Annotated in this window: 20 protein-coding genes; 5 read left to right on the forward strand and 15 right to left on the reverse strand. The window is 64.2% G+C overall.

The annotated features are described in order from the left end of the window. Positions 1-32 precede the first annotated feature (32 nt). Genes F464_RS0104595 through F464_RS0104605 form a run of 3 tightly spaced genes read right to left on the reverse strand, consistent with a single transcriptional unit; the run spans position 33 to position 2,210 of the window. A complete protein-coding gene (locus F464_RS0104595; protein WP_018988609.1) occupies positions 33-1,085 on the reverse strand; it encodes a DMT family transporter in 1,053 nt (350 codons plus the stop codon). Continuing rightward, entirely contained in the window at positions 1,082-1,570 is a 489-nt protein-coding gene (cadR, locus tag F464_RS0104600; protein WP_018988610.1) for a Cd(II)/Pb(II)-responsive transcriptional regulator, read from the reverse strand. The genes F464_RS0104595 and cadR overlap by 4 nt, the downstream gene beginning before the upstream one ends. Next, a complete protein-coding gene (locus tag F464_RS0104605; RefSeq protein ID WP_018988611.1) occupies positions 1,557-2,210 on the reverse strand; it encodes a class I SAM-dependent methyltransferase in 654 nt (217 codons plus the stop codon). Before F464_RS0104605 ends, cadR begins: the two co-directional genes overlap by 14 nt. Before the next feature lie 178 nt (positions 2,211-2,388). On the opposite strand from F464_RS0104605, the gene F464_RS0104610 reads away from it, so the two are divergent. From F464_RS0104610 to copK, 3 genes are all read left to right on the forward strand, one after another. Further along, positions 2,389-2,946 (forward strand): cation transporter, encoded by a 558-nt coding sequence (locus F464_RS0104610; RefSeq protein ID WP_018988612.1) that lies wholly within the window; start codon positions 2,389-2,391, stop codon positions 2,944-2,946. A 239-nt stretch (positions 2,947-3,185) separates the two neighbouring features. Next, a complete protein-coding gene (locus F464_RS0104615) occupies positions 3,186-3,578 on the forward strand; it encodes a CzcE family metal-binding protein (protein ID WP_018988613.1) in 393 nt (130 codons plus the stop codon). A gap of 111 nt (positions 3,579-3,689) precedes the next feature. After that, entirely contained in the window at positions 3,690-3,971 is a 282-nt protein-coding gene (gene copK, locus F464_RS0104620; RefSeq protein ID WP_018988614.1) for a periplasmic Cu(I)/Cu(II)-binding protein CopK, read from the forward strand. A 79-nt stretch (positions 3,972-4,050) separates the two neighbouring features. Here the strand turns inward: copK and F464_RS30210 are convergent, their stop codons facing one another. The 10 genes from F464_RS30210 to F464_RS0104660 form a co-directional block, all read right to left on the reverse strand. Next, positions 4,051-4,293 (reverse strand): hypothetical protein, encoded by a 243-nt coding sequence (locus F464_RS30210; protein WP_084600415.1) that lies wholly within the window; start codon positions 4,291-4,293, stop codon positions 4,051-4,053. 21 nt (positions 4,294-4,314) lie between these two features. After that, the gene (locus tag F464_RS0104625; RefSeq protein ID WP_018988615.1) at positions 4,315-4,596 is read right to left on the reverse strand and encodes a hypothetical protein; all 282 of its coding nucleotides are present in this window, start codon (positions 4,594-4,596) and stop codon (positions 4,315-4,317) included. 375 nt (positions 4,597-4,971) lie between these two features. Further along, positions 4,972-5,529 (reverse strand): ankyrin repeat domain-containing protein, encoded by a 558-nt coding sequence (locus F464_RS0104630; protein WP_018988616.1) that lies wholly within the window; start codon positions 5,527-5,529, stop codon positions 4,972-4,974. Between the two features lie 112 nt (positions 5,530-5,641). Next, positions 5,642-5,992, reverse strand: coding sequence for a hypothetical protein (locus F464_RS0104635; RefSeq protein ID WP_026295745.1), 351 nt, complete (start codon positions 5,990-5,992; stop codon positions 5,642-5,644). 84 nt (positions 5,993-6,076) lie between these two features. Further along, positions 6,077-9,262, reverse strand: a complete 3,186-nt coding sequence (locus F464_RS0104640) for an efflux RND transporter permease subunit (protein ID WP_018988618.1) — start codon at positions 9,260-9,262, stop codon at positions 6,077-6,079. Positions 9,263-9,272: 10 nt separating this feature from the next. After that, on the reverse strand, positions 9,273-9,614 hold the full coding sequence (locus F464_RS0104645; protein WP_018988619.1) for a P-II family nitrogen regulator: 342 nt from the start codon (positions 9,612-9,614) through the stop codon (positions 9,273-9,275). A gap of 15 nt (positions 9,615-9,629) precedes the next feature. Further along, positions 9,630-11,195 carry an efflux RND transporter periplasmic adaptor subunit gene (locus F464_RS0104650; protein WP_018988620.1) on the reverse strand — a complete coding sequence of 522 codons (1,566 nt, stop codon included), beginning with the start codon at positions 11,193-11,195 and terminating at the stop codon, positions 9,630-9,632. Positions 11,196-11,212: 17 nt separating this feature from the next. Beyond that, entirely contained in the window at positions 11,213-12,565 is a 1,353-nt protein-coding gene (locus tag F464_RS0104655; RefSeq protein ID WP_232428830.1) for a TolC family protein, read from the reverse strand. A 138-nt stretch (positions 12,566-12,703) separates the two neighbouring features. Then, positions 12,704-13,054, reverse strand: coding sequence for a hypothetical protein (locus F464_RS30825; protein ID WP_157353547.1), 351 nt, complete (start codon positions 13,052-13,054; stop codon positions 12,704-12,706). Positions 13,055-13,229: 175 nt separating this feature from the next. Next, a complete protein-coding gene (locus tag F464_RS0104660) occupies positions 13,230-13,568 on the reverse strand; it encodes a DUF4148 domain-containing protein (protein ID WP_018988622.1) in 339 nt (112 codons plus the stop codon). 156 nt (positions 13,569-13,724) lie between these two features. On the opposite strand from F464_RS0104660, the gene F464_RS0104665 reads away from it, so the two are divergent. Continuing rightward, positions 13,725-14,411, forward strand: coding sequence for a heavy metal response regulator transcription factor (locus F464_RS0104665; protein WP_026295747.1), 687 nt, complete (start codon positions 13,725-13,727; stop codon positions 14,409-14,411). 2 nt (positions 14,412-14,413) lie between these two features. Continuing rightward, positions 14,414-15,745, forward strand: coding sequence for a heavy metal sensor histidine kinase (locus F464_RS0104670; RefSeq protein ID WP_018988624.1), 1,332 nt, complete (start codon positions 14,414-14,416; stop codon positions 15,743-15,745). 366 nt (positions 15,746-16,111) lie between these two features. Here F464_RS0104670 and F464_RS0104675 read toward each other — a convergent pair whose 3' ends face one another. Then, positions 16,112-18,394, reverse strand: a complete 2,283-nt coding sequence (locus F464_RS0104675; protein ID WP_018988625.1) for a helicase-related protein — start codon at positions 18,392-18,394, stop codon at positions 16,112-16,114. A gap of 100 nt (positions 18,395-18,494) precedes the next feature. Beyond that, entirely contained in the window at positions 18,495-18,800 is a 306-nt protein-coding gene (locus tag F464_RS0104680) for a hypothetical protein (RefSeq protein ID WP_018988626.1), read from the reverse strand. Between the last annotated feature and the right edge of the window lie 87 nt (positions 18,801-18,887).

The following is an 18,887-nucleotide window of genomic DNA, read 5'->3' on the forward strand; positions in this document are numbered from 1 at the left end:
ACGGCGCCGTGGCGAATCGTCGGTCATCTTGCTCAATGAGAATGCAGGTGGTGGGCGTCCGGGAAATGCGGGTGCGAATGCCGGATGGGTGCATGCCGGTGTCGATGGCTGTGGCGCGTTCCGGAAGATACGGGCTGATTATGCGCGTGCTCATGATGCTCATCGCCGTCACCGTGGACGTGCTCGTGAGCGTGTTCGAGCTCCATGTGCGTGTGTTCGTGGACATGCCGCTCCCTCAGGTGCAACCAGACGCCGATGCCCATCAGCAGCCCGGCAAACAGCAATGGTGCGGTCACCGGCTCGTTCAGTAGCACGATGGCCAGCACCGCGCCGAAAAACGGTGCCACGGAAAAGTAGGCACCGGTGCGAGCGGCGCCGAGGTGTCGCAGGGCGATCACGAACAGCGTAAGACTCGCTCCGTAGCTGGCGAAACCCAGGAGGGCGGCACCGGCGATGGTGCTACTGCCTGGCCAAGTCGCATCGGTAGCGAGGGCCAGAACGAGATTGGTCGATCCCGCCGCCAAGCCCTTGGTCATGGCGATGAATGAGGCATCGGACAACGACACCTTGCGGGTGAGGTTGTTGTCGATGGCCCAGGCGAGGCAGGCGCCCAGCACCGCGAGGGCGGGCCACGCCCCTGCAAACCCGACCTCCTGTGGCCAACCCAGAACCAGTGCCCCGGCGGCGATGGTGAGCATCCCAAGTGCAACCCGTCGGTCGAAGTTTTCCTTGAATGCGAACCACGCGAGCAGTGCCGTCAGCACGCCTTCGGCGTTGAGCAGCAGGGAGGCGCCCGACGCGGGCATCGCGGATAGTCCCACCATCAGCAGCACCGGCCCCACCATGCCGCCCGCGACAATGGCTCCGGCGAGCCAGCGCCAGTCCATGCGTTCGAGATGCACCTGCGGGGCGCGACGAACACGGCGGACAAGCCATAAGCCGATGCCAGACCCGAGATAAAGAAGCGCCACCAATAGCCAGGGGCTGGTGTGCGTCAGCAGCAGCTTGGCCAGCGGCGTTCCCGCGCCAAAAAGAACGGCTGCCGCCAGCGCGGCCATCACACCCCCGTGCAAAGCCGTGGTCATGCTTTTCTCCTGCCCGCGGATGCCATGTCGGATGTGGCCGTTTTGTCCTGCTCGGGTGGCACTCCCCGGTGGCAGGCGCAGGCTTCGCCGTGCGCCGCCGCGACCAACTCATGCAGAATGCCGCAGTCGCCCGCGCTGTGCCGCGCGCCGCAGCGACTTCGCAACGCGCTCAGTTGTCGCTCCAGTGCCCGCATGCTTTCAAGCCGCGCCCGGACCCGCGCCAGTTGCGCATCGATCAGGCAATCGATGTCGCCACAATCGACTTCGGGATGGGCGACGAATTCCAGCAATCGCTTCACGTCGGCGAGCGAAATGTCGAGCGCACGGCAATGCCGGATGAAGGCGAGCCGCTCGAGATGTGAGGCACCGTAGGCGCGATAGCCGTTGTTGCGGCGAGCCGGTTCGGGCAGCAGCCCGGCTTTTTCGTAGTAGCGAATCGTCTCGATATCGACGCCGGTGGCCTGCCCGAGTTCACCAATGCGCATGGCTGTCTCCATCACTCAAGGCTAAGTGCGGCTTGAGGCAATGGCAGTATACGAAATGCTGCACCCCTCCAGCAGGCGTGACGTGGGCCTCATCGCTGTGTTCGATCAACTCGAACGCCGGGCCGAATTCGGCGTGCAGGGCATCGGGCGCGTAGCGCATCACGGGCAGCCCGCTGCATTCGGTCGGGCCGTCCGGTGCGAAGGTGGCGACGATGACGTGCCCGCCCGGCTTCACCGCGCGCATTACCTGCTCGATGTACGCGCGACGATCGGCCGGGTCGGTAAGAAAATGGAATACGGCCCGGTCGTGCCAGACATCGTAAGCCTGTTCGGGCAGCGCGACGGAAGTGATGTCGCCTTCGATCCAGCGCACGCCTTCGCCCGCATGTCCGAGGCGCTGGCGCGCGACCGCCAAAGCCTCGCCGGAGAGGTCGAGCACGGTGAGGTTGCGGTAGTCATGAGCCAGAAGGTCGTCGACGAGCGTCGAAGTACCGCCGCCGACATCGATGATGGCGGCGGCCCGTGCGGCGCCGATCCGCCGGATCAGATCCAGCGATAGCGTCGCATGGGGCTGATACCAACTGACCGCCGTTGAGGACTTGGTCGCGTAGACCTTGTCCCAATGATTCTTGGATGGCATTGCAGTCTGCTCCAGGCAAATTTAGAGCTTCATTGTAGGCGCTTGACCCTGGAGTGACTACAGGGTGTTAACTCCCACCCCAGACACTTGAAGGAGAAAAATCGTGGCTGGAAGCTGTTGTGACTCTGGCTGCTCGGCACGCATTGCCGTCAGCCCGCGTTTTCGCAAGGCACTGTGGGTGGCACTCATCATCAACGCGGTGATGTTTGCGGTCGAGATTGTCGGCGGGGTGAAGTCGGGCTCGGTATCGCTGCTGGCCGATGCGGTCGATTTCGCGGGTGATGCCGCCAACTATGGCATCTCGCTGGCAGTGTTATCGATGGGCTTGATGTGGCGCTCGCGTGCCGCGATGGTGAAAGGTCTGTCGATGGCGGCGTTTGGCCTCTTCGTCGTCGGGAAGACGGTGTGGGCGGGGCTCGCTGGCGTGCCACCCGAACCCGTGACGATGGGCGCGATCGCAACACTGGCATTGCTTGCGAATGCCGGTGTTGCGGTGATGCTTTACGCCTTCCGCGACGGTGACGCCAACATGCGATCGGTCTGGCTGTGCAGTCGCAATGATGCGGTCGGGAATGTCGCCGTGATGTTGGCGGCGGCCGGGGTGTTTGGCACCGGCAGCGCCTGGCCGGATCTTGCCGTGGCACTGATCATGGCCGGACTGGCGCTCTCGTCAGGGGTGGCCGTCGTGCGCCAGGCGCATCGGGAACTGGTTCCCGCGCAGCGGATAGTCGCCTGACCGTCGCCGCGCTGCTCGGTGCGTCGCAGTAGGCACCACGGTTGCAAACGACATGCGTCGCGATTCTCGCGCTGGCTGGCGTTCGCACGTCCAGCGTGGCCATTCCTGTCCTGAACATGACAATCATCTGAAGCAGAAGTAATTTCGGGGTCATCTTACTGTCGGGGGCTTCCTCCTAGCATGTGCTCATGGTCGCTCACATGTGAGCGACCGATTCAGACACTGCAAGGGGAATCACCATGAACAGCACATTGAACCGCATGGTTGTTGCAACGGCGCTGCTTGCTGCGGCATCCGGCGCATCCGCCCACACGGACTATTCCGAAAGCGGCGCCACGCATTGGCTGGAACACGTCCAGGCGTCTTCCAGCCAGCCCTCCGAGCGGCAACTGGCCCCCTACGGTTACGCCGCACCCGGCGGCGCGCCCGGTCGCCTCATCGTCGTCGACAAGGAGACGCGTTATCTCAACGTCGTGCAACTGGAGACCGTCGCCATTCGTGTCGGCGACAGGACGGTCAATTGGACCTTCGACGCGTTCCCGATGCGCAGTTTTCCGCTGTCGAAAATCATTCCCGGCGCCGAGGGCGTGACGGTGTACGTCGCCGAGAGCCCACTGTACCGGGGACGCTGATCTCTGGCCAACGGGTATCGGCGTGCCGCACGAGCGGGGACCGGATGAGGAAATTCACCGCGCGCGACTCGCTCGATTTCATCTACTGCAACACATCACGAGGAAGCCATCATGTTCACGAAACTCGCTACCGCTGCTGCATCTATCCTGATCGCCACCTCGGCTTTCGCCGTGGATCAGGGTAATGTCGAGAAGTCCTACGAATTGAAGGACGGCTCGACGGTGTACATCTTCAAGGACGGCAAGATGGCCATGGAAGACAAGTTCGGCCGGGCAGCCTCAATGAAAGAAGGTCACGAAATGGAAACGAAGGACGGCAAGAAAGTCATGATGAAGGGCAATGAGATCTGGCGTCTTGACAGTCTGCTGCATCGCGACCATCAAGGGAATTAAGCTACCCGGCCGCGAAGCGGCTGCAGTCGAACGGCCCGCATGCCGACAGGCATGGCGGGCCGTTCCTTTATCCGTGTCCCTACTCGTTGCTAAGCAGGATCTGTTTGACGGGATCGATCGGCCCGAGGTCACGCCACTTATCAGTACTGTTTTCTACTTGAGGTATCCTTATGCAACCATGATCGCACTCGACGATCCAGCGCTTGCGCAGGACGATGGCGCAATAGCGGTAATTCACCGCATCCTCGGGACAACCCGCTGCAGCCGCAAGAAGGCGGCAGACACACCGCTCGCCATGTGTCCGCCGCAGTTCGTGACGCATGAAAGACACGGCGTCAACGCGTTACTTCATGTCGCGTTGGTGATCGTGTCGCTTGAGCCGTGACTTTTCCTTCGCCGCGGTCTTGTCGTCAGAGTCAGGGGACGCAGCCTGCTGGGCAGGCACGCCGAGTTTTTCGGTCATGTGACTGTGCCGCGGTGTCGTTGCTGTGGTAGTGGCCGGCATCGTTGCCGCCGTGTTGGCGGTCTGCCCGGCGGGCGGGGTTTCCAGCGCGGCACTGGCATCGAAGGACAGCGCGACGGCAATGGAGAATACGCTGATGGCAAATGCGGTCCTGGATTTCATGCTGGTCTCCGGCGGTGGTTGGCGAAGCCACTCCCGGTGCGGAGGCGCCGGGATGGTTCGCAGACATAGCCAGTGTGCGCTGGAGTACCTGTCCGACCGATGACGTCTGGATTACCTGTTTGTAAACGTCGTGAGACCCACGGTACATAGGGCAGATAGCCATCTCGTTTTACACATCACCGCCAACGGCGGGGGCAGGTAGCCGACGAGCGCGCGTGATCTGGTCGTCGAGGGCGGCGCGGGATTCCTTATCGATCCGCCCGAATTCGTAGATCAATGTTTCGCTTGAAGGTATCAGACCTGGTTTCAGTTCCATCTGTGATGCGACAGTGCCCGAATTATTGTGTCTTGCCTGAGGTGAGTGGCGGGTCGGCGTCAATTTGACCCGTCGGAATTCCTTGGCAGGGGACGCTTCTTGGGCCACGCTCGCTGCCCTTCCAGGAGGGCGACAATGTCTTGTCGCCCCAAGGTGCGTGCGAGCCAAAGCTCGTCATGTCCATCCTCATCGAGCTGGTTCCGCTTCGCGCCGCCGATCAGGAGGTGTCGGACAACCGCCGTGTGGCCCTTGTATACCGCCCAAAACAAGGGCCACTCCCCGTCTCCCGTGCGGACGTCGGGATTGGCGCCGCGGCCGATCAGGAATGAGACGATGTCCGCGTGGCCATTGAAAGCGGCCCAGAAGAGCGGCGTCCAGCCGCGACGATCGGGCAGATCGATCGAAGCGCCGCGCGCCAACAAGGTGTCAACGACGGCCCACTGACGGTGGTACACGGCCAGGAATGCCAAGCTGCATCCCTCCGTGTCCTGCCAGTTGCAGGACAGTCCTTCCTCGAGGCGCCTCAGCACTTCCGCGACGTTGCTGTGACGAACCGCATCGAGCAGTTCTGGCCCGACTCGATCGCCCCACGCTTCATGATGGATCTCGTCATTCATTGCTTCGGTCCTGCAGAGCCTGAGCGAAGACCGGTCGGCCGTCGATCAGAATCGACGATTCCCTGGCGTCCCGGCATCGCATGCGGCACTTCTGCCCACTGAACTCGCTGGTTCATGAGTTGCGCTTCGGCAGTGGCGCGTTGCAGTCCTTGAAGTTCACGTAGACCTTGTCGCCGACCTGCAATTGCGCGTCAGCAGGCAACTTCGCCGCACGTGCATGCGGGTGTCCATTTGTCAATAACGCGACCAGCACATACAGCTCGTTGTCATCCTTATACGATGCCTCGGTCCTGCAATCATAGAATGACGGCCGCTTCAAACTTTTCGCCGGCCCGATCTCGACCACAGTTCCCTTTCGCCATCCGTCGTCCTGCGCGTACTTCCCTTCATGAACGATATTGCTCGCGCATCCCGTAAGTCCGGCAAGGGCTGCAAGAAAAACGATCTTGGTAGGTGCTTTCATTTGGACCTCTCTCGTTTGGGTACGAACTCGAGCGCGTTTCGCTGGTAGGCGGTGCGGCAGCGTTCGTACCCGGTTTAAGTTCAATCAGATGCTTGCAACGGGCGCGGCAGCCGCCGTGGCGACCGCGATTCGGGACAACTGCCTACGCTCATCGCGGCCGTGTGCGAGTCGGTACAGCGCCGGCAACACCAGCAGTGTCAAGGCGGTGGAAGACAGAATTCCGCCGATCACGACCGTTGCCAGGGGCCTCTGCACTTCGGCGCCGGTCCCGACAGCGATGGCCATCGGCACGAACCCCAGAGACGCCACCAGCGCAGTCATCAGCACCGGGCGCAGTCGCGTCAGCGCGCCTTCACGGATGGCGCGGTCGAGCGCAAGGCCGTCATCGCGCAGGCTGCGGATGTACGAGATCATCACCAGTCCGTTCAGCACCGCTACCCCGGACAGCGCGATGAAGCCGACGCCGGCCGAGATCGACAATGGGATGTCGCGCAACCACAACGCGAGAATGCCGCCCGTGAGCGCGAACGGCACGCCGGTGAACACCAGCAACCCATCCTTGATATTGCCGAACATGGCGAAGAGCAGCGTGAACACCAGTAGCAATGCGACCGGCACGACGATCTGCAGGCGCTTGGCCGCACTCTGCAACTGCTCGAACGTGCCGCCCCAGGTCGTCCAGTAGCCTGTGGGCACCTGCACCGCCTCGGTGATCCGGGCTTCGGCTTCCGCCACGAAGGAGCCAATGTCGCGCCCCCGCACGTTCGCGGTAACGACTACGCGGCGCTTGCCGTTCTCGCGGCTGATCTGGTTCGGACCGGGCGCCGATCGAATGCTTGCGACGTCTCCCAGGCGCACGAATCCGCGGGCGGCACCGTTGTCCCCGGCCGGTAGCCGGAGCGGCAGGCGCTGCATCGCGTCGAGGTCGCTGCGCAAGGCTTCGGGCAGCCGCACCAGGATATCGAAGCGCCGGTCGCCCTCAAACACCGCACCGGCCTCCTGGCCGCCCAGTGCGGCGGAGACGCTGTCCTGCACATCAGCGACGTTCAGGCCCAGTCGGGCGGTGCGGTCGCGGTCGATGTGCACCGTCAGCATCGGCAAGCCGGTCGTCTGCTCCACTTTCACATCGGCGGCCCCGGGAATGCCTTCCAGCACCTCGGAGATGCGCTCCGCGGTCTCGGTCATGACGTCCATGTCGTCACCGAACACCTTCACCGCGACGTCACTGCGAACCCCCGAGATGAGCTCGTTGAAGCGCATCTGGATCGGTTGCGTGAACTCATAGTTGTTGCCCGGTACCTGCTGGACAGCGGTCTGCATCGCCTCGACGAGTTCGGCCTTGGGTCGCTTCGGGTCCGGCCATTGGTCGCGCGGCTTGAGGATCACGAAGTTGTCGGCCACGTTCGGCGGCATCGGATCGGTCGCGATCTCGGCCGTGCCGAGCTTGGCGAATACGGTGTCGACCTCCGGGAACGCCTTCACCGTCTGCTCAAGCTGCACCTGCATGTCGATCGCCTGGGTCAGGCTGGTGCCCGGAATCCGCAGCGCGTGCAAGGCAACGTCGCCTTCGTCGAGGCTCGGGATGAATTCGCTGCCCATGCGCGTCGCGAGCAAGCCCGACAGCACCACGCAAACGCACGCGATCGTGAGCACGAGCGGCTTTCTCGCCATCACCCAGTCGAAGCTCGGGGCATAACCACGCTTCGCCCAGGCCATCAGGCGGTTTTCCTTCTCGCTGATCTTGCCCGAGAGAAACAGCGCCACGGCGGCCGGCACGAAGGTCACCGACAGGATCATTGCGCCCACGAGCGCCGTCACGACGGTGAACGCCATCGGGTGGAACATCTTGCCCTCGACCCCAGTCAGCGCAAAGATCGGCAGATACACCACCATGATGATGAGTTGGCCGAACAGCAGCGCTCGCCGCGACTCTTTGGAAGCCACGAACACCTCATGGAAGCGTTCGTTGCGCGTCAGTGGGCGCCCGGCCGCGGCCTGCGCGTGGGCGAGGCGCCGCACGCAGTTCTCGACGATCACCACCGCGCCGTCGATGATGATGCCGAAGTCGAGCGCGCCCAGGCTCATCAGGTTGGCGCTGACCTTGTTGCTCACCATGCCGGTAAAGGTGAACAGCATCGCCAGCGGAATCACCAGCGCGGTGATGATCGCCGCGCGGATGTTTCCGAGAAACAGGAACAGGATCACGATGACCAGCAGCGCGCCTTCGGTCAGGTTCTTCTTGACCGTCGCGATGGCCTTGTCGACGAGCAGCGTGCGGTCGTAGACGGTTTTGGCGACGACGCCCGCGGGCAGCGTCTTGTTGACCGCCTGCAGGCGCTGATCGACCGCGCGCGACACGTCCCGGCTGTTCTCGCCGATCAGCATGAACACCGTGCCCAGCACTACTTCACGGCCATTCTCGGTTGCGGCGCCGGTGCGCAGTTCCTTGCCCAGGCCCACCTCGGCCACATCGCGGATGCGGATCGGCACGCCGCGGGCGTGGCCGACGATGACGTTGGCGATGTCGTCGATATTCGACACCTGTCCGGGGGCGCGAATCAGGTACTGCTCGCCGCTGCGCTCGATGTAGCCGGCGCCGACGTTCGCGTTGTTGCGCTCCAGCGCGGTCACGACGTCGCTGATGGCGAGGCCAAACGACACCAGACGGTCGGGCAGCGGTGCGACGTGAAACTCCTTGGCATAGCCGCCGATGGTGTTGATCTCGGTCACGCCCGGCACGGTGCGCAGCTGCGGCTTGATGATCCAGTCCTGGATCTCGCGCAGGTCCATCAGCGTGTAGGCCGTGCCATCCGGTTTCCGGGCGCCGTCCTCGGCTTCCACCGTCCACATGTAGATCTCGCCGAGACCGGTGGCTATCGGTCCGAGTGCCGGCGCGAGTCCGGGGGGCAGTTTGCTGCGTGCCTCCTGGATGCGTTCGTTGACAAGCTGGCGCGCGAAGTAGATGTCGGTGCCGTCCTTGAACACGACGGTAACCTGTGACAGCCCGTAGCGCGACAGCGAGCGCGTCTCTTCGAGCAGTGGCAGCCCCGCCATCGCGGTTTCGATCGGGAAGGTGACGCGCTGCTCGGCCTCCAGCGGCGAGTAGCCGGGGGCCTCGGTGTTGATCTGCACCTGGACGTTGGTGATGTCCGGCACGGCGTCGATGGGCAGGCGCTGGTAGTTATAGATGCCCATTCCGACCATGCCGAGCACAGCCAGGAGGACGATCCATCGTTGATCGATGGCGAAACGGATGATGCGTTCGAACATGGGATATCCCTCAGAGTGCCGCAGCGTCGCGTTCGTCGGTGCGGATACGCACCGCGGCGGCAAGCTCCGCGATCCCGACGATGCCGTCGCCCGGATGGCCGGTATGGGCCGCCTCGGTCACGGCTTCGACAATGGCCGGCGCATCGTCGTCGGTGCACAGGACCAGTAGCACCAGCGCATCGTGGGCATCCGGGTTCCATTCATCGGCAACGAAACGGTGATCCTGGCCGTGGCCGCGCGCGTGCCCCGTGGCCTTGAAAACGGTAAAACCCGGCAGGTGCGGCAGCGCATGGAGCGCCGTTTCCACGGCTTCGAGCCTGTTGGGGCGAATGATTGCGGTGATCTGTTTCATCGTCGTGCCTCCGGATTAGTGATCGTGGCTCGCGCCGGCTTTGCCCAGTTCCGCCTTGATGACGAAACTGTTCTTCGCGGCATAGCGTTCGCCCGCTCGGAGTCCGCCCAGGACCTCGACATGGCGGCCGTCGCGGCGGCCCAGTTCGAGCGGTCGGGCTTCGAGCGCATCGTCATAGCGGCCGAACACCACTTTCCAGTCGCGCAGGTCCTGGATTGCGTCGGCGGCCACGGCGACCGGCACCTGCGTTTCGTCCGCAAGCACTTCGACCGTGACCGGCAAACCGGGGCGCCACAGCCCCTTGTCGTTGTTCACCACGATTCGCGCCATCGCGCTGCGGGTCTGTTCGCCCATCAGCGCGCTGACATACGCGATACGCCCCTCGGCTACGGCCTCGAATGCATTCGCCCGCACGCTCGCTTTCTGCCCCGTCGCGACCACGGCCAGGTCCTGCACCGACACCGGCGCCTCGATCCACACCGACGACAGGTCGGACACGGTGAACAAGGCGGCATCCTCCTTGACCGATTCGCCCACCGAGAGCCGCTTGTCGGTGACGACACCGTCGATCGGCGCGCGCAGCTCGTAGCGCGTCAGGCTCCCGTCGCCGCCCGGCGCACTGCCCAGCGTAGCGAGTTTCTGCCGCGCACTCAGCGCATCGATCTCGGCTTCCTGCATCGCGGCGCGCGCCTGCAACATGTCCTGTTCCGGGGAGATCTTCTCTTCCCACAAGGTCTTCTCACGCTCGTACGTGGTGCGTGCAAGGGCCAGGCGGCGCTGCGCCGCGAGCAGCTCTGTGCGCTGATCCGCCAGCGCCTGGCTGCTCAGCACGGCCAGCACCTGGCCCTTGCGGACGCGGTCGCCGGCGTTGGCGGCAACGGACTCCACCAGCCCTGCCAGGCGCGGCACCACCTGCACCGTGCGGTCGCTGTTGTAGCGGACCTCCCCTAGCAGGCGCAAGGTGGTGCCGATCGTCGCCGGCCCCGCCGTGGCGAGTTCCACGCCCGCCCCCTGCAACTGGGCGTCGGTCATCGCGACGCGGGCTTCGGCCTGTTCGTAGCCGAACTGGTAGGTCTTGCCGTCGTGCACCGCCCGCACCTTCACCGCGAAGGAATGCGGCTCGACCACCACGGCGTCGCCCTTGAGGTAGTCCTTTTCCTTTTCGAACTTGAAGACTTGCGCCGGTTGCCCCAGGCGCTCGAGCGTGAGCTCGACCTGGCTCTGGTCGACAGCGAGCGGCTTGCCGTCGAGATAGGGGTACAGGCGGAACTGCGGCTCGACCCCGGTCTCGAAGATCGTCACTTCGACTGCGTAGCGCCCATCGCGCAACAACTTGCCGCCATGCGGACCTTTCGCCGGTTCGGCACGCGCCTCATCGTGCGCCTCGCCGTCTTCGTCGTCGTGCTCGTCGGCATGCTGGCCGCCCTTCTCGTCGTCATGGGCTGCCTCCTGGTGCTCGCCATGCCCGTCGCCGGCCGGGGCGGTTTTCTCGCTGGTCAGGATCGCGGCGCCAAGTAGGAATCCGGCGGCGAGAACGGCGACAATCGCCAACATCTGCTTCTTGGGTTTCGGTTCGTTCATAGATGTCTCCAATGCTTTCAACGGGTAGCGGGCGCAGATGCGATGGGTTCCGCATCACCGCTTCCCAGGATGCGATCCAGTTCGGCGCGGGCGCGATGCGCCTCGGCCATCGCGCGCAGCGCCTGCACGCGCGCCTCCAGCAGCGTTCGCTGGGCGTCGAGCGCCTCGAGGAAGCTGAACTTGCCGAGTTCGAATCCCTTGACCGCCGCTTCATAGGCGCTTTGTGCGCCGGGGAGAACCTGCGTGGCGAGCGATCCCGCCTGCGTGCGGGCCGACTCCAGCCGTTCGCGCGCCTGCACGGCGTCGGCGGAAACCTGAAGTTGAGCGAATCTCAGCTCCTCACGGGCCTTGTCCTCGCGCTTCAGCGCCTCCAACAGGTTGCCCCGGTTGCGGTCGAACAGCGGGAGCGGGATCGACACGCCGACGACCGCCTGGTTGCGGCCGAGCGCTTCCTCGCGCTTCGCCCCCAGGCTGACGGTGAGATCCGGGATACGGCGTGCCTTCTCGAGTTCGGTGAGGGCCATGCGGCGTTCGATCTCCAGTCGCGCCCGCCGCAGCGCCGGCGCGTTCTCCACCTGTTGCTGCAGGTCGTCCAGCGTCGGGGCGGTCGGCAACGCGTCGAGACGGCCATCGAGCACCAAAGCGTGAGGCTGGCCTTGCCCGAGCAGCGCAGCCAATCGTGCCTGCGCACCCCGCCACTCGCTGCGCGCCTGATTTGCTTCCACTCGCACGCCGGCTTCCGCGACCTGCGCCTTGGTTTCCTCGATCGGCGCCACCTTGCCGGCCTTCACGCGCAAAGCCGCCGCGCGCGTCGCGCGCCCGGCCAATTCAAGGGCTTCGTCTGCCACGCGCACGCGTTCCTGCGCGGCGAGCGCATCGAAATAACCCGTGGTCACGGCCGCACGTAGCGCCAGTCGCCGTGCCGCCAAGTCCTCGGTTGCGATGGCGTAGCCGCGCTCGGCTGCGGCCAGGCGTGCCGTCCGCTTGCCGCCCAGTTCGATCGGCTGGTTCAGTTGCAGCGTGGTGGTGCGTGTTGCGCGCTGCGTGTCTTCCTGCAGGTAGGAAAGTTCGGGATTGGGGTATGCGCCCGCCTGTTGGCGAATGCCTTCGTTGGCGCCCACCTCCAGCGCGGCGGCCGCAAGATCCGGGTTATGCCTGAGCGCAAGGTCGATGGCTTGGCGCAGGGAGAGTCGTTGTGCTCCTGCCGCGGCGCTCGCGGTCGGCGCCTGGGCAGGCGTTGGCGCAAGCGCAGCCGGTACCGATTCAACGTTCGGGGAGCGGGTCGTGGGGCCGTCCTGCGCCCATGCGGCTATGGGAAGACACAACGCCACACACAGCGTCACGCCGCCCCTCGGGGGTACTCTTCTCATGAAATCCTCGTCGGGAATGGGTCCAATCCGCTCGGGCGATGGGCGCGACGAGACGGATCATGGAAAACCGACGAGGGGAAGTGCGCGATCGATTAGTCGATCGGTGCGTGGACTACACTGCTTACCCTCGCCGGCTTGTCAGGCGAGGGTGAATTGGGGCGGACGAAGCAGGTTGTCGCGCGGAGCATCGGAGACAAAAGCCCCGTAAGGGCTTTCACCCATCCCGGGGGCAAAGATCTCGGCTAGGCGCGAATCATGAAGGATGGCGTGAGTGCAGTGGCTGTGTTCGTGGTCCGCACTGCAACTCGCGTCCCATGCCTTGCCTTTCTGGCCCCCATCCGCTTTCAGGGTACTGCCCTGATGATCGTGGTGATGTGCGTGATGACCGATATGCTGCATTGCAGCCGGACTCTCTTCGTGCAGGCAATACGCCGCCAGAACAGTGGTTCCCCACTGCAGCGGCAGAAACAACACGAGAAAAGCGATCACGAAATTACGCACGGGGTCGATTGTAGGTTACCGCGGCAGTGCCGTCACCTTGCCGGCGCAGCCGCGCGACACCGACGCACTTTGACCAATGCATCGGAGGGGCGCCACAGCTTCGGTCATGCAGAGCTGAGTACCGGGAGGGCGTCTTACCTGCGCCTTCAACGCGCCGCGCACGTCAATTGTCACCATAGAGTTCGTCCATGCGCGCGCGCTCTTCGGGCGACATGTTCAGCAGTTCGTTGACGACTTCTTGGCGTGTCTTGCCCGGCCCGGTATTCCTCGACGGGACAGGCAGACCTCGCTGCAGATAGTAATAGCTCCCCTCCGCCTTCGCCTGCTCCAGTTCCTTGAGTACCTCGGCGCGGGTCTTGGTGCTCGTGGAATGGTCCGGATGGAAGGTGAAGCCGGCTTCATTGTTTGCGGGGTGCCACAGCGAATCGGCCAGCGCGGCGGTGGGCGCAGCGAGGACGGCGGCGAACAGCGGCACGAGGGTGGCGGAACGGATCTTCGGCATGATGGGACTCCTTTCGTCGGTAAGTGTGTGCCGCGCGGCCGAGGCATCGTGGCTGGACACGGGACGTACTGTAGGAAACCGTCCACGTCGAATCGCGAACAGCCCGATTACGAATTCGTAATGTCGACGCCCTGCCGTGTCCGCGATAATCCGCGCATGAAGATCCTGGTTGTCGAAGACGAGCCCAAGCTCGCCGAATACCTGCGCAAGGCGCTGACCGAGAGCAGCTACGTCGTCGATGTCGCGCATGGCGGCATCGATGGTCGCTACCTTGCGATAGAAGGGCATTACGACCTTGTCCTGCTCGACGTCATGCTGCCGGGTCTGGACGGTTTCACCGTCCTGCGCGAGTTGCGGCGCGAGAAAAACGTCCCGGTGCTGATGCTGACCGCGCGGGACAAGGTGGAGGACCGGGTGAAGGGTCTGCAGGCGGGTGCGGACGACTATCTGGTAAAACCCTTCGCCCTCTCCGAGCTGCTCGCCCGTGTACAGGCGCTGTTACGACGCGGCGCCGTTTCGGCGGCAGGCCAGGATCCCACAGTGCTTGAACTGGCCGACCTCGAACTCGATTTGGTCCGGCGCAAGGCCACCCGCGCCGGACAGCGACTCGATCTGACGGCGAAAGAATTCGCGCTGCTGACGCTGCTGCTGCGCCGGCACGGGCAGATCCTGTCGCGTACCGCGCTGGCCGAGCAGGTGTGGGACATGAACTTCGACAGCAACACGAATGTCGTCGAGGTCGCGGTGCGCCGCTTGCGCAGCAAGATCGACGATCCCTTCGAAAAGAAATTGCTGCACACCGTCCGGGGTATGGGTTACGTCCTGGAAGACCGGGAGTCCTGAAGATGCGGAGTCGGCGTTCGCTCGGCCGTTGGTTGTCGTGGTGGCTGGCCGTGCAGACCTTCATCGGACTCGGGCTCGTCTGCATCGTTGTGTACGTCGCCACGAGCCTCAATTTTTCGGCCAGGCAGGATGAGGAACTCCGGCACAAACAGGAGGTGATCCGCCACCTCGTGGACGAGATCGTGACGCAGGACGATCTGGTGAGCTTGCGTCACAAACTCGACGATTTCTTCTTCGGCCACGCCGATCTCCGCCTGCGGCTCACCGAGGGCGCCGACGTGCTCGTCTACGCGACCCACCCTGCCGGCGGCATGACCGGGCATCTGCGCCAAATCGCATTCGACATCCCTTCACCGTGGTCGCGCACAGTCATGCTGCGCGCCGAGATGGCACTCGATACTGCTTCCGACGCAGAGTTGATGAGGCGGCTGGCGTGGACCCTGCTGGCGAGTGCGCTGGCCGGCGCGGGAATCGTATCGGCGAGTGGGGCGTGGCTGGTGCGGCGCGCCCTGGCGCCGGTGCATGATCTGGCGCGGCAGGCGGCGGCGCTCGCGCCGGAGAACGTCGGTCAGCCGCTGGACGGTTCCGCGCAGGCCGAAGAACTGCAGCCGCTGGTCGCGCAGTTCAATGCCCTGCTCGCTCGACTGGAAAGTGCGTATCAGCAACTCGAAGGCTTTAATGCGGATGTCGCTCACGAGCTGCGCACGCCACTGGCGACGCTGATCGGCGAGACCGAGCTGGCGTTGAGCCGCGAGCGGAGCGTCGCAGATCTACGGGAGGTCCTGGGATCGAATCTCGAAGACCTTCACCGCCTCGCAGGGCTCGTCAATGACATGCTATTTCTGTCGAAGGCCGATCGCGGCGAGCGGGCCCGTCGGGAACCTGTCGGCGGTCTTGCCGCGCTTGCAGCCGAGGTCGTCGAATTCCACGATGCCTCGCTGCAGGAGGCTGGTGTGGCGGTTCGCATCCGTGGCGATGCCAGGGGGATCTTTGATGCGGCATTATTGCGCCGAGCGTTGTCGAACCTCCTCGCCAATGCGACCCGGTTCGCCGAGCGTGGCTCGATGATCGATGTAGACATCGTGACGGCTCCGTCTGAAGTCGTCCGCCTATCCGTCAGCAACACCGGCCCCACGATCCCCGCCGAACACCTGCCGCGCCTGTTCGACCGCTTCTATCGGGCGGACCGGGCACGCGAACATGGGGATACCAATCATGGGCTCGGCTTGTCGATCGTCGCAGCGATCGCGCGCATGCATGGTGGCAGCACGTTCGCCCGGTCGTCGGCAGCCACGACGACTGTCGGCTTTAGTGTATCGGCCGGAAACTGCTAAGCCAGCACACTCGTTCCATTCGATCACCGACCTAGCACTACGGCACCAGTGAGGATCTCCCCGGGTATGACGCACCCACCTTCACACTTATACCTTTCGGATATACATCACAGCGTTCCGTGCAAGTTTGGGGCTTCGACGATATTGGCCGCCTCACCCCGCTGTGCCGCCTCCTATCCGCTTCCTGTTCGTCAGGCCAGCGCTTTGCCTTCGGCTTCCTCCAGATCCGCAGTTACCCGCGACACCCTTGCCGTTCGGCTAACTCTTCCCCTTGCCGGGCGAGTAGAGGACTTGAACCTCCAAGTGAGTGCGCCCTGCCGGGCGCACCAATGAAACGGCCCCGAAGGGCCGCCAAGAGGTGCAGGATCAATGCACCAACTGCCGCGCCAGCGCCACCTCCACCGAGTCGCCGTCCTGATTCAGGACATCGAGCCCGGATTCGGGCACGTCTCCCGAGGTGCTCTGCGACACCATGATCTTCCTGGCCATCAGCCCCAGGCAGGTCATCTGCGAGGTCGCGGCGTAGCCCAGGTAGATCACCTTCACCGGCTGTTTCTGGCCGATGCGCCATGAGCGCCGCGCGGCCTGCTGCAACGAATACACGTTGTAGCCCGACTGGAGGAACACGATAGTCGGGAACTCCAACAGGTCCAGGCCGGTTTTCACCAGCTCCGGGTTGGTGACGAGCACGTCTATGCCGCGATCGAGCTGCTCGGCGATCCAGTCCTCGCGGCGGGAGGCATCGACGCTCGCGCGCAGCACCGCCACCTTGAAGCCTTCCTGCTCCAGCAGCACCTTCAAACGCGACGTGGTGTCGCGCGTGCCCGTGTAGACGCTGTAGACCAGGGTCTTGCGACCTTCTGCCTTCTCCCGCTTGCAGATCTCGATCAGCTCGCGCTCCTTGGGCATCACCTCCAGCTCGTTGAACTGGGCGGGGATGAAGGCCAACGTCTGGCGCGTGCGTGGGTGCGTCACCGTCTCCGATCGGAAGCAGCAATCCGGCCAGGCCAGCAGCACATTGAGGACCACACCCAGCAGCGTCGTGTCGCGCTTCGCCAGGGCTCGCTTCAACTCGGCGGTCAGACGCCCCGACAGATCGCGGTAGGCCGCGGCTTGTGCCGTGTCCATGGCGACTTCACGGAACTCTTCGTCATACGGCGGCAGGACGTTGCCACCGATGTCCTTGAGCTTGAGAAAGACCGTGAACGGCAGGACGCAACGCAGCACGCCCTTTGGACCGAAGCCTGGCGCCTTGACCGTGCGCACCGATACCTTGGTGCCCTTGGCGGTCTTGTGCGCCGTGCCCGTGCTCTCGGAGTAGATGTCCTTGAGCACGCCGTGATCGCGCATGAACGCCATCGCGGCCGACGTCATGGAACCTTGCTTGGTTGGCCGGTAGCCGTCTTCGATCATCCGCCCAGGCAGGGCTCGGAACAGCAGGTGGAACAGGTCGTCGCCGTAACCGCCCATCAGCGTGCCGGTGAGCAATAGCGTCTTGCGCGCCTTGGCCACCAACACCCCCATGGCCTGGCCCTGTGCGGAGCCGCCGTTCTTGTACTCGTGCGCCTCGTCGGCGATGAGCAGGTCGAACGTGCCTTGGGGAAGCTGCCTCTTGATGAACTCGGACGGCTGGTAGCCGCCCTCGCCGAAGCCGAACTCCATGTTGGCCATCGCACGTTCCATGCGATGGGCTTGCCGGTCCGAGAAGACCAGCTCGCCGTTGCCATCCATCAGGTTGATGAACTCGTGGATGTTGTCCCCGAGCATCGACGCCAGAAAAGCGTCACCGAACTTCTGCATCAGCTTTTGCGCGGTGACTTCGCCAATCGTGGGAATACGCTTCAGCGCCTTGAGCACGGCCGACGACTGGTCGCTGGTGGACAAGCCCCTGGGACGAATCAGCGTCCACAATGGTGCGGCGCAGTGGCTGCACTTGCGGCGGGACTCCTCGGCTTCGAGTTCGACCGGGTTGTCCGGCTCGCCGTCGAGGTCGGTGATGATGTGGCCGCAGTCCGGGCACGTTCCCACGTCGCCGTGGGGCGTGCGCCGCCGGGTGAAGATGGACTTCCAGTGGAAACCCATCCGCATCCGCACGCGGCCCAGGACGAAGAACTCCTGGCCGTGTGCCGGCACGGCCAACTGTTCGCGCAGCTTCAGCAGCTTGACCAGCGTGTCCGGACCGTTGAGCACCCAGACCTTGGCACCGGCCACCGTCTCCTGGATTTCCCGCCGCCACTTGTAGACCAGGTGGGGTGGCGAAAGCACCAGGGTGCGGCGGTAGCCTTCGGCGTTGAGCACGGCGGCGGTGGCAATACCCACCGTCGTCTTGCCGCAGCCCATCTCGCCATTGACGATCGCAGCCCGTTCGCCGCGATCGACCAGCAGCTCGGTGACGGCATGGACCACATCTGCTTGCGCCTGGAACAGCTTGCGCTTGAGACCCGCGAGGACGATCTGGCGATGCGCCCGCGGCTGGCCGGTGTAGACCGGCGGGTTGGCACGGTTGAGCGAATCGAGCAGCTCGTCGCCGAACTCGGTGACGAAGTCCTGCAGGCTGAGCGTGAGGGGAGAAGCAGCCGCTTCGAGCAGGTCGCCCTGGACGGGCGTGTCTTCGGCGGCAGTGGGAACAGTTTCAAGATCGAGGGACATGGTGATGCTCCAAGGAAATTGGGGCATGCACCTCCCCCGTGGGGCGATGACATGCCCCAGGGTGGGAAGAACGGAACGGCGCGAGGCCGTCGGATGCGGATCAGTATTCGCTGGGCAACAGCAGCGTGGTGACGCTGCGATCCCACTCGGTGATGATCCAGAGCTTCAGGTCGGGCGCGACCCGGTAGGACGAGAACAGGCGATCCTCGCCGGACTCCAGTGCGGCGTCGTTCAGACGTCGATCACCTTCGTCGAGGTCGCCCCAGTCGCCGCTGAGGTGGCGGCGCAGGTACGGTGCCGGGTTGAGCCGGCCCTGGCGGACCAGTGCATCGACACCGATGGTCATGACCACGTGTCCGGCGGGGAAGCGTGGCTGTGAAACGAGGTTGAGGACTGCGAGTGCCATGGTGGTTTCTCCTTCTGGAAGAAGGGGCCACGGCACCCCATCGGGGTAGCGTGACCCCGGTGGGTGGATGAAAGCGACGGCGAACCG

The organism is Aromatoleum toluclasticum ATCC 700605 (genome assembly GCF_000378245.1).
Lineage (GTDB): Bacteria > Pseudomonadota > Gammaproteobacteria > Burkholderiales > Rhodocyclaceae > Aromatoleum > Aromatoleum toluclasticum.

Coding starts and splice junctions, on each gene's coding strand:
- F464_RS0104595 (WP_018988609.1), bottom strand. CDS start 1,085: ATGACCACGGCTTTGCACGGGGGTGTGATGGCCGCGCTGGCGGCAGCC.
- cadR (WP_018988610.1), bottom strand. CDS start 1,570: ATGCGCATTGGTGAACTCGGGCAGGCCACCGGCGTCGATATCGAGACG.
- F464_RS0104605 (WP_018988611.1), bottom strand. CDS start 2,210: ATGCCATCCAAGAATCATTGGGACAAGGTCTACGCGACCAAGTCCTCA.
- F464_RS0104615 (WP_018988613.1), top strand. CDS start 3,186: ATGAACAGCACATTGAACCGCATGGTTGTTGCAACGGCGCTGCTTGCT.
- copK (WP_018988614.1), top strand. CDS start 3,690: ATGTTCACGAAACTCGCTACCGCTGCTGCATCTATCCTGATCGCCACC.
- F464_RS30210 (WP_084600415.1), bottom strand. CDS start 4,293: ATGCGTCACGAACTGCGGCGGACACATGGCGAGCGGTGTGTCTGCCGC.
- F464_RS0104625 (WP_018988615.1), bottom strand. CDS start 4,596: ATGAAATCCAGGACCGCATTTGCCATCAGCGTATTCTCCATTGCCGTC.
- F464_RS0104630 (WP_018988616.1), bottom strand. CDS start 5,529: ATGAATGACGAGATCCATCATGAAGCGTGGGGCGATCGAGTCGGGCCA.
- F464_RS0104635 (WP_026295745.1), bottom strand. CDS start 5,992: ATGAAAGCACCTACCAAGATCGTTTTTCTTGCAGCCCTTGCCGGACTT.
- F464_RS0104640 (WP_018988618.1), bottom strand. CDS start 9,262: ATGTTCGAACGCATCATCCGTTTCGCCATCGATCAACGATGGATCGTC.
- F464_RS0104645 (WP_018988619.1), bottom strand. CDS start 9,614: ATGAAACAGATCACCGCAATCATTCGCCCCAACAGGCTCGAAGCCGTG.
- F464_RS0104650 (WP_018988620.1), bottom strand. CDS start 11,195: ATGAACGAACCGAAACCCAAGAAGCAGATGTTGGCGATTGTCGCCGTT.
- F464_RS0104655 (WP_232428830.1), bottom strand. CDS start 12,565: ATGAGAAGAGTACCCCCGAGGGGCGGCGTGACGCTGTGTGTGGCGTTG.
- F464_RS0104660 (WP_018988622.1), bottom strand. CDS start 13,568: ATGCCGAAGATCCGTTCCGCCACCCTCGTGCCGCTGTTCGCCGCCGTC.
- F464_RS0104665 (WP_026295747.1), top strand. CDS start 13,725: ATGAAGATCCTGGTTGTCGAAGACGAGCCCAAGCTCGCCGAATACCTG.
- F464_RS0104670 (WP_018988624.1), top strand. CDS start 14,414: ATGCGGAGTCGGCGTTCGCTCGGCCGTTGGTTGTCGTGGTGGCTGGCC.
- F464_RS0104675 (WP_018988625.1), bottom strand. CDS start 18,394: ATGTCCCTCGATCTTGAAACTGTTCCCACTGCCGCCGAAGACACGCCC.
- F464_RS0104680 (WP_018988626.1), bottom strand. CDS start 18,800: ATGGCACTCGCAGTCCTCAACCTCGTTTCACAGCCACGCTTCCCCGCC.